Annotated in this window: 9 protein-coding genes; 5 read left to right on the forward strand and 4 right to left on the reverse strand. The window is 70.5% G+C overall.

Annotated features, from left to right (window positions below):
* Window positions 1-165: 165 nt before the first annotated feature.
* Complete coding sequence (locus tag BFN33_RS06965; protein ID WP_069759027.1) at window positions 166-2,040, forward strand: long-chain fatty acid--CoA ligase; 1,875 nt, start codon at window positions 166-168, stop codon at window positions 2,038-2,040.
* 75 nt (window positions 2,041-2,115) lie between these two features.
* On the opposite strand, the gene BFN33_RS06970 is transcribed toward BFN33_RS06965, so the two are convergent.
* Together BFN33_RS06970 and BFN33_RS06975 are read right to left on the reverse strand one after the other, a co-directional pair.
* The gene (locus tag BFN33_RS06970; RefSeq protein ID WP_069759028.1) at window positions 2,116-2,664 is read right to left on the reverse strand and encodes a two-component system response regulator; all 549 of its coding nucleotides are present in this window, start codon (window positions 2,662-2,664) and stop codon (window positions 2,116-2,118) included.
* Between the two features lie 13 nt (window positions 2,665-2,677).
* The gene (locus BFN33_RS06975) at window positions 2,678-6,808 is read right to left on the reverse strand and encodes a HAMP domain-containing protein (protein WP_176742329.1); all 4,131 of its coding nucleotides are present in this window, start codon (window positions 6,806-6,808) and stop codon (window positions 2,678-2,680) included.
* Window positions 6,809-6,910: 102 nt separating this feature from the next.
* On the opposite strand from BFN33_RS06975, the gene BFN33_RS06980 reads away from it, so the two are divergent.
* Together BFN33_RS06980 and hemW are read left to right on the forward strand one after the other, a co-directional pair.
* A complete protein-coding gene (locus tag BFN33_RS06980) occupies window positions 6,911-8,902 on the forward strand; it encodes an ATP-binding SpoIIE family protein phosphatase (protein WP_176742330.1) in 1,992 nt (663 codons plus the stop codon).
* 31 nt (window positions 8,903-8,933) lie between these two features.
* On the forward strand, window positions 8,934-10,166 hold the full coding sequence (gene hemW / locus BFN33_RS06985) for a radical SAM family heme chaperone HemW (protein ID WP_069759628.1): 1,233 nt from the start codon (window positions 8,934-8,936) through the stop codon (window positions 10,164-10,166).
* A 314-nt stretch (window positions 10,167-10,480) separates the two neighbouring features.
* Here hemW and BFN33_RS06990 read toward each other — a convergent pair whose 3' ends face one another.
* Entirely contained in the window at window positions 10,481-11,293 is an 813-nt protein-coding gene (locus BFN33_RS06990; RefSeq protein ID WP_069759030.1) for a DUF3097 domain-containing protein, read from the reverse strand.
* Window positions 11,294-11,327: 34 nt separating this feature from the next.
* Window positions 11,328-12,056 carry an MBL fold metallo-hydrolase gene (locus tag BFN33_RS06995; RefSeq protein WP_069759031.1) on the reverse strand — a complete coding sequence of 243 codons (729 nt, stop codon included), beginning with the start codon at window positions 12,054-12,056 and terminating at the stop codon, window positions 11,328-11,330.
* Between the two features lie 150 nt (window positions 12,057-12,206).
* On the opposite strand from BFN33_RS06995, the gene hrcA reads away from it, so the two are divergent.
* Both hrcA and dnaJ read left to right on the forward strand, forming a co-directional pair.
* Window positions 12,207-13,223 carry a heat-inducible transcriptional repressor HrcA gene (gene hrcA / locus BFN33_RS07000; RefSeq protein ID WP_057615852.1) on the forward strand — a complete coding sequence of 339 codons (1,017 nt, stop codon included), beginning with the start codon at window positions 12,207-12,209 and terminating at the stop codon, window positions 13,221-13,223.
* Entirely contained in the window at window positions 13,224-14,363 is a 1,140-nt protein-coding gene (gene dnaJ, locus BFN33_RS07005) for a molecular chaperone DnaJ (protein ID WP_007381949.1), read from the forward strand.
* Window positions 14,364-14,489 lie beyond the last annotated feature (126 nt).

Below are 14,489 nucleotides of genomic sequence, written 5' to 3' on the forward strand. Positions count from 1 at the left end.
ACCCCTACGCGTGCGTAGGGTCGCGCTCTGTAGGAAATGACAGGCCGTCGCCTCTTACGAATGGGTCGGCCGCGCTTTACTCTGATCCCTGCTCGATAGTTACTCGCGAGTTAAATAACAGCCGCAACGTGAGCCAGCCGCATTGTCGCGGGCCCGGAGGATGTCGTGAGCGACACACAGACACTGATCGAGAACCGTCCGCCGAGTGTGGCGACCGTCTTCCTGGAGCGTGTTACGGCCACGCCGGACGCCGAGGCATACCGGTACCCGGTGCCGGCCGCCTCCGGGCAGGGCCCGGACGACTGGAAGTCGCTCAGCTGGGCGCAGGCTGCGGAGCGGGTCTACGCCATCGCGGCCGGACTGATCGAACTGGGAGTGCAGCCGGAGCAGCGAATCGCCCTCGCCTCCTCCACCCGGATCGAGTGGATCCTCGCGGACCTCGGCATCATGTGCGCCGGCGCCGCCACGACCACGATCTACCCGCAGACCAACGCCGACGAGTCGGCGTTCATCCTCTCCGACTCCGAGAGCCGGGTGCTGATCGCGGAGGACGCGGCCCAGCTCGCCAAGGCGGTCGAGAAGCGCGGCGAACTCCCCGCCCTCACCCATGTCGTGGTGATCGACCCGGCCGGTGTCGAGACCACCGACTGGATCATGACCCTCTCCGAGCTGGAGGCCCGTGGCGCCGCCCGCCTCGAGAAGGACCCCGAGCTGATCAAGGAGCGGGTCGGCGCGATCACCAAGGACCAGCTCGCGACGCTGATCTACACCTCGGGCACCACCGGCCGTCCCAAGGGTGTACGGCTGCCGCACGACAACTGGGCCTACATGGCGAAGGCGACCGCCGCGACCGGGCTGATCAGCAGCGAGGACGTGCAGTACCTGTGGCTGCCGCTCGCCCATGTCTTCGGCAAGGTGCTCACCTCCGGGCAGATCGAGGTCGGTCACGTCACCGCCGTCGACGGCCGCGTCGACAAGATCATCGAGAATCTGCCGGTCGTGCAGCCGACGTACATGGCGGCCGTCCCGCGCATCTTCGAGAAGGTCTACAACGGGGTCGCCGCCAAGGCCCGTGCGGGCGGCGGCGCCAAGTACAAGATCTTCCAGTGGGCCGCCGAGGTCGGCCGCGCCTACGCCAAGGAGAGCCAGGACAACTTCCGGCGCACCGGCACCGCGGGTGCGTCCTTCGGGCTGAGCGCCAAGCACAAGGTGGCCGACGCGCTCGTCTTCTCGAAGATCCGGGAGGCGTTCGGCGGGAACCTGCGGGCGTGTGTCTCCGGGTCCGCCGCGCTCGCACCCGAGATCGGGTACTTCTTCGCCGGCGCCGGCATCCACATCCTCGAGGGCTACGGCCTCACCGAGTCCTCGGCGGCCTCCTTCGTGAACCCGGGCGAGGCCTACCGCACCGGTACGGTCGGCAAGCCGCTGCCCGGCACGGAGGTCCGTATCGCGGACGACGGGGAGATCCTGCTGCGCGGCCCGGGGATCATGCAGGGCTACCACGGGCTGCCCGAGAAGACCGCCGAGGTTCTCGAGGCCGACGGGTGGTTCCACACCGGGGACATCGGTGAGCTGTCGCCCGACGGGTACCTGCGGATCACCGACCGCAAGAAGGACCTCATCAAGACGTCCGGCGGCAAGTACATCGCGCCCGCCGAGGTCGAGGGACAGTTCAAGGCGGTGTGCCCGTACGTGTCCAACATCCTGGTCCACGGGGCGGACCGGAACTTCTGCACGGCGCTCATCGCGCTGGACGAGGTGTCGATCCTGGAGTGGGCCAAGGAGAACGGCCTTGAAGGGAAGTCGTACGCGGAGGTCGTCGCAGCGCCTGTCACCGTCTCCATGGTCGAGGGCTATGTGAAGCAGCTCAACGAGGGGCTTCAGCGGTGGCAGACGATCAAGAAGTTCCGGCTGCTGCCGAGGGACCTGGACGTGGAGCACGGTGAGATCACGCCGAGCCTGAAGCTGAAGCGGCCTGTGGTGGAGCGGGAGTACAAGGGGCTCATCGAGGAGATGTACGCGGGGTCCCGGGAGGCGTGAGGGGTGGCGGGGCTGGTCGCGCCCACGCGGCGAAGCCGCATATTGATACAGCCCCGCGCCCCTGAAAGCATCGAGTCACCGTCGCCCCAGAAGCTGACGTAGTTCTCTCACCTGGGTGCGCTGGGGATCGGCCAACTCGATCTCCAGCGCGGCCAGTTGTTTGCTCACCTCCTCGTAGTCCGCCCGTTGTCGCGCCAGCAGACTTTCCAGCTGCTGGTTCTTCCGGTGCAGTTCCAGGAAGACGCTGACCTTCGCGCGGAGCACCCAGGGGTCGAACGGCTTGGTCAGATAGTCCGCCGCGCCCGTCGCGTAGCCGCGGAAGGCGTAACCGGAGTCGTCCTCCGCGCCCGTGAGGAAGATGATGGGGACGTCCTTCGTCTGGTCCAGACGTTTGATGTGCGCCGCCGTCTCGAAGCCGTCCATGCCCGGCATCCGGACGTCCAGCAGGACCAGGGCGAACTGGCGGCGGAGCAGGGCCTTCATCGCCTCCTCGCCCGAACGGGCGCGGAACAGTGGTTCGTTGAGGGATCCCAGGACGGCCTCCAGTGCGATCAGGTTGTCCTCCATGTCGTCGACCAGAAGGATGCCCGCGCTCTCGTCGGTCCTTGCCTCAGCGCTGCTCATGTGACTGCCTCATTCAGTCGTCGGTGGGCGGGACCACCGCCTCCTCTGCGTCGGTCCGCTCCTGCGTCGGAGCGCCCTCGGGGTCCAGGAGCGCCCAGACGACGGTCAGCAACTGGTCGACGTCCACCGGCTTGGGCACGTAGTCGTTGGCGCCGCGCGCGATCGACTTCTCGCGGTCTCCGGGCATCGCCTTCGCGGTGAGCGCGACGATGGGCAGACCGGACCAGCGCGAGGTGCGGCGGATCGCGGCGATGGTCTCGTAGCCGTCCATCTCCGGCATCATGATGTCCATCAGGACGAGTTCCACATCCGGGTTGCGCTCCAGGGTCTCGATGCCCTCGCGGCCGTTCTCCGCGTACAGGACCGGCATGCCGACCCGGCCCAGCACATGGGTGAGGGCGAAGACGTTGCGGATGTCGTCGTCGACGATCAGCACCCGCCGTCCCGACAGCACCTGTCCCGCCCGGCCCGCCGTCCACGCCTCCAGCTTGGTGGGGGCCGGCCATGAGTCCTCGGCGTCGTGGGCGGTCGGGTAGGGCTCGGTGGACAGGTCCTCCGGGGCCGGCAGGAGACGGTCCTCGGTGGTCGGGCCGGTCGCCGGGTGGCCGGGGCTGACGACGGGGACGTAGAGCGTGAAGGTGGAGCCCTTGCCGGGCTCGCTCTCCGCGACGATACGGCCGCCCAGCAGGCCCGCGATCTCCCGGCTGATGGACAGACCGAGCCCCGTGCCACCGTACTTGCGGTTGGTCGTGCCGTCGGCCTGCTGGAACGCCTCGAAGATCACCGGGAGTTTCTCCCGCGCGATGCCGATGCCGGTGTCGGAGACCGCGAAGGCGACCACGTCGTCGCTGTCGCGGACGTGCACGTGGTCGGGGTCCTTGATGCGGTTCACGCGCAGCTCGACCCGGCCGCCGGCGGTGAACTTGATCGCGTTGGAGAGCAGGTTGCGCAGGATCTGCTGGAGGCGCTGCTCGTCCGAGTACATCTCGCGCGGCACGTCCTCGCCCACCGCCACCTCGAAGGCGAGCCCCCGGTCCAGGGTGAGCGGGCGGAAGGTCGCGTGGACGTAGTCGAGGAGCTTGATGAGCGGCAGCTTCTTCGGGCGTACGTCCATCCGGCCGGCCTCGATCTTCGACAGGTCCAGGATGTCGTTGATCAGTTGGAGCAGATCCGAGCCCGACCGGTGGATCGTCGTCGCGAACTGCACCTCCTGGTCGGAGAGGTGGCCGTCGGGGTTGTCGGAGAGGAGCCTCGCCAGGATCAGCAGGGAGTTCAGCGGTGTGCGCAGTTCGTGCGACATGTTCGCCAGGAACTCCGACTTGTACTGCGATGAGGTGGCCAACAGGGCCGCCTTCTCCTCCAGTTCCGCGTTCGAGCGCTGCAACTCCGCCTGCTGCTTCTGGAGTTCGTCCGAGCGCTCCTGGAGCTGCATCGCCAGGCGCTGGGACTCGCCCAGCAGGGACTCGGTGCGGGAGTTGGCGATGATCGTGTTGATGGCGACGCCGATGGTGTTCACGAACTGGTCGAAGAAGGCCAGGTGGACATCGGAGAAGCGGGAGAAGGACGCCAGCTCGATCACGCCGAGGAGTTTGTCCTCGAAGAGGATCGGGATGATGACGACGCTGCTCGGGGCCGCCTCTCCGAGCCCGCTGTTGATCTTGATGTAGTCCGGTGGGGCCTCCTCCACCAGGATGCGCTTCTTCTCGCGGGCCGCCTGCCGCACCAGGCCGTGGACCGGCATGCCGCCGGTGTCGACGGTCGCGCCCTGCGCCGAGCCGTAGCCCGCGATGAACGCGAGTCCCTTCGCGGGAACGGCGGTGTGCAGGGAGGCGCCGTCCTCGTCCGGGTCGGCCAGGAAGAACGCCCCGTACTGGGCGTTCACCAGCGGGGTCAGCTCGCGCAGGATCAGGTCGGCGACCTCCATCAGGTCCCGGTGTCCCTGCATCAGGGCGGCCAGGCGAGCGAGGTTCGACTCCAGCCAGTCCTTGGCCCGGGTGGTCTCGCGGAGGTTGGCCACCATCAGGTTGATGTTGTCCTTGAGCTCGGTGACCTCGCCCTGGGTCTCCACGGTGATGGCGCGGGACATGTCTCCCTGGGCCACCGCGGAGGCGACCTCGGCGATCGCCCGGACCTGGGTGGTCAGGTTGGACGCCAGCTCGTTCACGTTGGTCGTCAGCCGCTTCCAGGTGCCGTACACGCCCTCGACCCGTGCCTGGCCGCCGAGTTGGCCCTCGGAACCCACCTCGCGGGCCACGCGGGTGACCTCGGAGGAGAAGGAGGAGAGCGTGTCGACCATGGTGTTGATGGCGGTCTTCAGCTCCAGGATCTCGCCGCGCGCGTCCACGTCGATCTTCTTGGAGAGGTCGCCGTTGGCCACCGCGGTCGTCACCTGGGCGATGTTCCGCACCTGTGACGTCAGGTTGTCGGCCATGTAGTTGACGTTGTCGGTCAGATCCCGCCAGACCCCGGAGACCCCCAGCACCTGGGCCCGCCCGCCGAGCCGGCCGTCGGTGCCGACCTCGCGGGCCACCCGGGTGACCTCGTCGGCGAAGGCCCGCAGCTGCTCCACCATCGTGTTGACGGTGTCCTTCAGTTCGAGGATCTCGCCGCGGGCGTCGACCGTGATCTTCTTCGACAGGTCGCCGTTGGCCACGGCCGTCGTCACCTGGGCGATGTTCCGCACCTGCGACGTCAGGTTGAGGGCCATGAAGTTGACGTTGTCCGTCAGGTCCTTCCAGACACCCGACACGCCCCGCACCTGCGCCTGACCGCCCAGGTTTCCCTCGGTGCCGACCTCGCGGGCCACGCGGGTGACCTCGTCGGCGAAGGCGGACAGCTGGTCGACCATCGTGTTGATGGTCGACTTCAGCTCCAGGATCTCGCCCTTGGCCTCGACCGTGATCTTCTTGCCGAGGTCGCCCTGGGCCACGGCCGTCGACACCAGCGCGATGTTGCGGACCTGCGAGGTCAGGTTGTCGGCCATGAAGTTGACGTTGTCGGTGAGGTCCTTCCAGACGCCACTGACACCCCGCACCTGAGCCCGCCCACCGAGATTGCCCTCGGTGCCGACCTCGCGCGCGACCCTCGTCACCTCGTCGGCGAAGGCGGAGAGCTGGTCGACCATCGTGTTGATGGTGGACTTCAGCTCCAGGATCTCGCCCTGCGCGTCGACGGTGATCTTCTGGGACAGGTCGCCGTTGGCCACGGCCGTCGTCACCTGGGCGATGTTGCGGACCTGCGAGGTCAGGTTCGACGCCATGAAGTTGACGTTGTCCGTGAGGTCCTTCCAGACTCCGGACACCCCGCGTACCTGGGCCCGGCCGCCCAACTGCCCCTCGGTGCCGACCTCGCGGGCCACCCGGGTGACCTCGTCGGCGAAGGCGGAGAGCTGGTCGACCATCGTGTTCACGGTCAGCTTCAGTTCGAGGAGCTCGCCCGTCGCCTCGACCGTGACCGTACGGGTCAGGTCGCCGCGGGCCACCGCCGTGGTCACCAGGGCGATGTCCCGGACCTGCGCGGTCAGCCGGGACGCCATGGTGTTGACCGCCTCGGTCACGTCCCGCCAACTGCCCGACAGGCCCGTCACCTTGGCCCGCCCGCCCAGCCGCCCCTCGGTGCCGACCTCGCGGGCCACCCGGGTCACCTCGCCGGTGAACAGGGAGAGCTGGTCGACCATCTTGTTCACGGCCCGGCCGAGACGTCGTAGATCACCGCGCAACTGCCGGTTGCCGTCGTGCAGATCGACCCGCTGGGTCAGATCGCCGCCGGCCACCGCGTCCAGGACCCGGGTCGCGTTGGCGGCCGGGGCCACCAGGGCGTCGAGGAGCTGGTTCACGTCGTTGACCCGGGAGGCCCACGTCCCCTGCCCCGGGCTGGGGGAGAGCCGCTCGTCGAGCCGGCCGTGCCGCACGAGCTCCCGCTTCACCCGGTTGACCTCGCCGGTGAAGTGGATGTTGCGGTCCACCAGCTGGTTGAAGACGGCCGTCAGTGCGGCCACGATCCCGTCCCCGGACTCCGGCATCCGGCGGAAGTCGCCGTCCCGCGCCGCGGTCATCGCGGCGAGCAGGGGGCGCAGATCCGATGCTCGGATCCGGTCGGCATTCTGTCCGTCTTCGAGCACAGCCGTACCACTGTTCTCACTCATGGCGGCCCACTTCGGTAACTCGGCGCTTATGGGCGTGGCCAGTCTGTCACTCTGTCCGCATCGACCGAGGTGTATTCGTCCGAACTGGTTCGGGAGACGGACATGGGGGCCATTCCTGCGCAACGGGAGTCTGTTGCCCGCGCGTCCGACGTGTCGACGCGCGACGGCGACGCGCTCCCGCACGCCCCGGCGCACGCCCACGCCACCTTTCCCGGCGGTCCGCTCGCGCCGGGCGCGGCGCGGGCCCTGTTACGGGCCGCGTTCGCCGAATGGGCCGAACTCGCCCTGCCCGGCACCGAGTTCCTCACCGACCGGCAGTCGGACGACGCCGTGGTCGTGGCCAGCGAACTCGTCACCAACGCCGTCATCCACGCGGGCACCGACGTCGAGCTCGACTGCCGCCTGGAGGCGTGTTCCGGTGCCCTCGTCGTCGAGGTCCTCGACCACCATCCCTCGCGCGCCCCTCGCGACGGCGACCCCGAACCGTCGTACGGCACCCCGGAGTACGGGCGCGGGCTGCGCCTGGTCGCCGCGCTCGCCGAGACCTGGGGCATCACCTACCGCACGGGCGCCAAGACCGTGTGGGCGCAGCTGCCGGCCGGAGGCAAGGAGGCCCTCGACGGGCTCCAGGCGTACGCCGGGGACCGCGCACGTGACCGGGCGCTGCGGGTCGCCGGGATACTCGCCCCGGAGTCACCCCCGTCCCCGTCCCGGGCCCCGGCCCCGCCCGCGCCCGTCTCGCGCGGTGAGGACCGGGACTGGCTGAACCGAGGTGCCCTTTCCTTCCTCGCCGAGGCCTCCGACCTGCTCGCCGGCCAGCTCGACGAGAACCTGGTGGCCGCGCTCGCCGGGCAGCTGATCGTGCCGCGGCTGGCCGACTGGTGCGCGGTGTGGCTGGAGGACGAGGTCGCCGGGCGCTGGGGCTCCCCTCGTCCGGGAGAGGCCGACAGCGGCTGGGGCGAGGGCGGGGTGTCCGGGCCCCGGCTGGCCCGGGTCTGGCACTGCTCCGAGACCCGGATCGAGGATCTGCGGCAGGCGCTGGAGAAGGAGCCGCCGGGCACCCCGGGGACGGACCACCCCGGGCCGGTGCCGTTCCCCTGGCCCGGCGAGGCACTGGGCCCGCACGGCACGCACGGCTCCGCGCTCGCCTACCGCCTCACGGCCGGCGGCCGTCCGCTGGGCACCCTGGTCATCGGCCGGGCCGGGCTTGTCTCCTTCCCCGACGAGATCACCGGGCTCGTCGAGGACCTCAGCCGCCGGGTGGCGCTCGCCATCGGCGCGGCCCGCCAGTACGCGCGCCAGGCCACCATCAGCGCGGTGCTCCAGCGCGGTCTGCTGCCCGGCGCGGTCGCCGAGATCCCCGGGGTGCGCAGCGCCCTGGTGTACGAGCCGTGCGACAAGGGCGGGCCCAGCGGCGACTTCTACGACCTCTTCCCGGCCGGCGACGGCCGCTGGTGCTTCGCCGTCGGTGACGTGCAGGGCAAGGGCCCCGAGGCCGCCGTGGTCATCGGTCTCGCCCGGCCCTGGCTCCGGCTGCTGGCCCGCGAGGGCTACCGCGTCGCCGACGTCCTCGACCGCCTCAACCAGTTGCTCCTCGACGACGCGACGGAGGCCGCGGACGCGGCGGCGCGGGCCCTTGTCTCCGCGGGCGGCCGCCCCATGCGCCCCGGCGACGGCCCGCAGACCCGCTTCCTGTCGCTCCTCTACGGCGAGCTCGCGCCCTTCGACGGCGGAGTGCGCTGCACCCTCGCCTCCGCCGGACATCCGCTGCCGCTGCTGCTCGGATCGGACGGCGAGGTCCGCACGGCCGCGCGGCCGCAGACCCTGCTCGGGGTCGTCGAGGACGAGACGTACACCAGCGAGACCTTCGAGCTGCGGCCCGGCGACAGCCTGCTGTGTGTCACCGACGGGGTGACGGAGCGGCGCAGCGGCTCCCGGCAGTTCGACGACGAGGACGGGCTCGCGGACGTGCTGGCCGGGTGCGCGGGGCTGGACGCCCAGCTGATCGCGGAGCGGATCAAGCGGCTGGTCCACGAGTTCGGGGCGCGGCCGCCGGAGGACGATCTGGCGCTGCTGGTGCTGCAGGCGGAGTAGGTGTCCGCCGTGGTGCGGGACAATGGAGGACATGCCTTCCGCACTCCCCGACGGCGAACCCGTCCCCGATGACGGTTCACTGCCCGCGTCCGCGCTCACCGGGTCCGCCGACCGCCCGCTCGGTTTCTATCTGCACGTCCCGTACTGCGCGACCCGCTGCGGCTACTGCGACTTCAACACCTACACCGTGACCGAGCTGCGCGGTTCCGGCGGGGTGCTGGCCTCCCGCGACAACTACGCGGAGACGCTGATCGACGAGATCCGCCTTGCGCGGAAGGTCCTCGGCGACGACCCGCGCCCGGTCCGTACGGTGTTCGTCGGCGGCGGTACGCCCACGCTGCTGGCCGCCGGGGACCTGGTACGGATGCTGGGGGCGATCCGTGACGAGTTCGGGCTGGCCGCGGACGCGGAGGTGACGACCGAGGCGAACCCGGAGTCGGTGGACCCGGCGTATCTGGCCGAGCTGCGGGAGGGCGGCTTCAACCGGGTGTCCTTCGGCATGCAGAGCGCGCGGCAGCATGTGCTGAAGGTGCTGGACCGTACGCACACCCCGGGACGCCCGGAGGCCTGCGTGGCGGAGGCGCGGGCGGCGGGGTTCTCTCATGTCAACCTGGATCTGATCTACGGCACGCCCGGGGAGTCGGACGACGACTGGCGGGCGTCCCTGGAGGCGGCGATCGGGGCCGGACCGGACCATGTGTCGGCGTACGCGCTGATCGTCGAGGAGGGCACCCAGCTGGCCCGCCGTATCCGCCGGGGCGAGGTGCCGATGACGGACGACGACGTGCACGCGGACCGGTACCTGATCGCGGACTCGGTGCTGGCCGAGGCCGGATTCGACTGGTACGAGGTGTCGAACTGGGCCACCTCCGAGGCGGGCCGGTGTCTGCACAACGAGCTGTACTGGCGGGGCGCGGACTGGTGGGGAGCCGGGCCCGGGGCGCACTCGCACGTGGGCGGGGTGCGCTGGTGGAACGTGAAGCACCCCGGGGCGTACGCGGCGGCGCTGGCTTCCGGGAAGTCCCCGGGAGCGGGGCGTGAGCTGCTGTCGGACGAGGACCGGCGGGTCGAGCGGATTCTGCTGGAGCTGCGGCTGCGGGAGGGTGCGCCGCTGTCGCTGCTGCGCGAGGAGGGCCTGGCCGCTTCTCGCCGCGCGCTGGCGGAGGGGCTGCTCGAGGGGGCGCCCTACGAGGAGGGCCGGGCTGTGCTGACGCTGCGGGGGCGGTTGCTGGCGGACGCGGTGGTGCGGGATCTGGTGGATTAGGCGCCTGGTGGGGTGACGCGTCGGTTGTGCGGCGGCTGCGGGTTCGTCGTGGCTGGTCGCGCCTACGCGGCGGAGCCGCATATCGATACCGCCCCGCGCCCCTTGGGTGGGTGCAGCTGCGTCGGCGTCCGGGCGCTCCGCGTACCGCGCCCTGCGCCGGCGCGCGGCCCGGCGTGCTTCGCTGACTGACCGCAGCCGCAACCTGCTCAGGGGCGCGGGGCTGTATCGATGTGCGGCTACCGCCGCGTGGGCGCGACCAGCCCCCACCGGCCCGCGGCCGTACCACCCGCCAGCAGACCCGCCGCGCGTATCCGCTACGGCGCCGTGACGAAGTCGATCAGTTCCTCTACCCGGCCCAGCAGCTCCGGTTCCAGGTCCTTGTAGGAGCCCACGCGCTTCAGGATCGCCTGCCACACCGCGCCCGTGTTCTCCGACGGCCAGCCCAGTGCCCGGCAGACGCCCGTCTTCCAGTCCTGGCCGCGCGGTACCCGGGGCCACGCCTCGATGCCCAGGGACGACGGCTTCACCGCCTCCCAGATGTCGATGTACGGATGGCCGACGACCAGGGCGTGTTCGCTCGTCACCTCCTGTGCGATGCGCCACTCCTTCGTGCCGGGCAGCAGATGGTCGACCAGGACGCCGAGGCGGGCGTCCGGGCCCGGCGCGAACTCGGCCACGATCGACGGGAGGTCGTCCACGCCCTCCAGGTACTCCACGACCACGCCCTCGATACGCAGGTCGTCGCCCCAGACCTTCTCCACCAGTTCCGCGTCGTGACGGCCCTCGACGTAGATACGGCCCGCGCGGGCCACGCGGGCGCGTGCGCCGGGGACGGCCACCGAGCCGGACGCGGTACGGGTGGGTCGTACGGAAGCGCCTGAAGCGCCCGAAGGCCTCACCAGCGTCACCACCCGGCCCTCCAGGAGGAAACCGCGCGGCTCCAGCGGGAACACCCGGTGCTTGCCGAAGCGGTCCTCCAGCGTCACCGTGCCCGCCTCGCAGCGGATCACCGCGCCGCAGAAACCCGTCCCCGGCTCCTCGACCACCAGACCGGGCTCGGCGGGGACCTCCGGCACCGGCTTGGGCTTCTTCCACGGAGGGGTCAGGTCGGCGGAGTACTGGCGCATTCGGATGACGATAGGAGAAGCGGCCCAGGAGTGGTTACGACACGCCGAAGCGGGCCGCCAGCGCGTCCCGTTGCGCCCGGACGAACGCCGCGTCCACCACCGCTCCGTGACCGGGCACGTACAGCGCGTCCGCGCCGCCCAGCTCCAGCAGCCGGTCCAGCGCGGCGGGCCAGTGCGGCGGTACGGCGTCCGGGCCCGCCTGCGGTTCGCCCGACTCCTCGACCAGGTCGCCGCAGAAGACGACCTCCGGGGAACCCGGGACGAGCACGGCGAGGTCGTGGGCGGTGTGGCCGGGACCGACGTTCGCCAGCAGCGCCTGGCGGCCGCCGCCGAGGTCGAGCGTCCACTCGCCGGAGACGTGATGCCGGGGAGAGACGAGGGCGTCCACCGCCTCGTCGGCCACCGCCGCGTCCAGTCCGTTGCGCACCGCGTCCGCGCGCAGCTCCGCACGGCCCAGCCGTCCCCTCAGCACCGTCTCCACACCCACCGCGCCGAACACCTCCGCCCCCGCGAACGCCGCCGCCCCGAAGACATGGTCGAAGTGGGGGTGGGTGAGCGCGAGATGGGTCACACGATGGCCGGCGAGTTCCTCGGCCTGCGCGCGCAGTCGGGCGCCCTCCGCGAGGCCGGAGCCGGAATCGATCAGCAGGGCCGTTCCCTCGCCGATCACCAGGCCCGCCGTACAGTCCCAGCCGGGCAGCCGGCACCGCCCCACCCCGGTCGCGACCCGCTCCCACCCGAGCTCTTCCCAAGTCACCGTCATACAGCGACGCTATCCGTACAACCCGTCACGCCGGGACCAGCCTTGCCCAGGGACTGCCCCACCGCCGTACACTGGCCGGGGAGCGCTGGCACTCGGACGGACAGAGTGCCAGGCGAGGCGTCAAGGGAACGACTTCTGGAGGTGTGCGCGATGCTGAGTGAACGCAGGCTCCAGGTGCTGCGCGCCATCGTCCAGGACTATGTCGGCACCGAGGAGCCGGTCGGCTCGAAGGCCCTGACCGAGCGGCACAACCTCGGCGTCTCCCCGGCGACCGTGCGCAACGACATGGCGGCCCTGGAGGACGAGGGGTTCATCGCCCAGCCGCACACCAGCGCCGGGCGGATCCCGACCGACAAGGGCTATCGGCTGTTCGTCGACAAGCTGGCGGGCGTCAAGCCGATGACCGCGCCCGAGCGGCGCGCCATCCAGAACTTCCTCGACGGCGCGGTCGACCTCGACGACGTCGTGGCCCGGACCGTGCGGCTGCTCGCGCAGCTGACCCGGCAGGTCGCCGTCGTGCAGTACCCGTCCCTCACCCGCTCGACCGTGCGGCATGTGGAACTGCTCTCGCTCGCCCCGGCCCGCGTGATGCTCGTGCTGATCACGGACACCGGCCGGGTCGAGCAGCGCATGGTCGACTGTCCGGCGCCCTTCGGGGAGGCCTCGCTCGCCGATCTGCGGGCCCGGCTCAACAGCAGGGTCGCCGGTCGGCGGTTCGCCGATGTGCCGCGACTGGTCGAGGACCTGCCCGAAGGCTTCGACGTCGAGGACCGGGGTACGGTCACGACAGTGCTCTCCACCCTCCTGGAGACACTCGTCGAGGAGAACGAGGAGCGGCTGATGATCGGCGGCACCGCCAATCTCACCCGCTTCGGACATGACTTTCCCCTCACCATCCGGCCCGTCCTGGAAGCCCTGGAGGAGCAGGTCGTCCTCCTCAAGCTCCTTGGCGAGGCGGGGGATTCGGGCATGACCGTACGCATCGGTCACGAGAACGCCTATGAGGGACTCAACTCCACTTCAGTGGTGTCGGTCGGCTACGGTTCGGGCAACGAGGCAGTCGCCAAGCTCGGCGTGGTCGGACCGACCCGCATGGATTACCCGGGAACGATGGGAGCGGTACGCGCAGTGGCACGGTACGTCGGACAGATCCTGGCGGAGTCGTAAGTGGCCACGGACTACTACGCCGTTCTCGGCGTGCGCCGCGACGCGTCGCAGGATGAGATCAAGAAGGCGTTCCGTCGGCTCGCGCGCGAGCTGCACCCGGACGTCAACCCGGATCCGAAGACCCAGGAGCGGTTCAAGGAGATCAACGCCGCTTACGAGGTGTTGTCGGACCCGCAGAAGAAGCAGGTCTACGACCTCGGCGGCGACCCGCTCTCGCAGGCCGGCGGCGGTGGCGCGGGCGGCTTCGGGGCCGGTGGGTTCGGGAACTTCTCGGACATCATGGACGCGTTCTTCGGTACGGCGTCGCAGCGGGGTCCGCGTTCGCGCACCCGGCGCGGTCAGGACGCGATGATCCGTCTCGAGATCGAGCTCGACGAGGCGGCCTTCGGCACCACGAAGGACATCCAGGTCGACACGGCGATCGTCTGCACCACCTGCAGCGGTGAGGGCGCGGCGCCCGGTACCTCGGCCCAGACGTGTGACATGTGCCGCGGCCGCGGTGAGGTGTCGCAGGTGACGCGGTCCTTCCTGGGCCAGGTCATGACGTCCCGGCCGTGCCCGCAGTGCCAGGGCTTCGGCACCGTGGTCCCGACCCCGTGCCCGGAGTGCGCCGGCGACGGCCGGGTCCGCTCGCGCCGCACGCTGACCGTGAAGATCCCGGCCGGTGTGGACAACGGCACGCGGATCCAGCTCGCGGGTGAGGGCGAGGTCGGTCCCGGTGGCGGTCCCGCCGGTGACCTCTACGTCGAGATCCACGAGCTCCCGCACTCGCAGTTCCAGCGGCGCGGCGACGACCTGCACTGCACGGTCACGCTCCCGATGACGGCGGCGTCGCTCGGCACGAAGGTGCCGCTGGAGACGCTGGACGGCATGGAGGAGGTCGACATCCGGCCCGGTACCCAGTCCGGCCAGTCGATCCCGCTGCACAGCCGGGGCGTCACCCACCTGCGCGGCGGCGGCCGGGGCGACCTCATCGTCCACGTCGAGGTCCAGACCCCGACCAAGCTGGACCCCGAGCAGGAGCGCCTCCTGCGCGAGCTGGCCAAGCTGCGCGGCGAGGAACGGCCCACGGGGCAGTTCCAGCCTGGTCAGCAGGGGCTGTTCTCCCGGTTGAAGGACGCGTTCAACGGTCGCACGTGAGCTGTGGGACGACTGCCGGGGGTCCGGGGGTCGTCCCCCGGGCAGACACAGTCAGCCTGGTCAGCAGGGGCTGTTCTCCCGGTTGAAGGACGCCTTCAGCGGTCGTACGTGAGCTGTCGAAGGGCC

Source organism: Streptomyces sp. LUP47B (assembly GCF_001746295.1).
Lineage (GTDB): Bacteria > Actinomycetota > Actinomycetes > Streptomycetales > Streptomycetaceae > Streptomyces.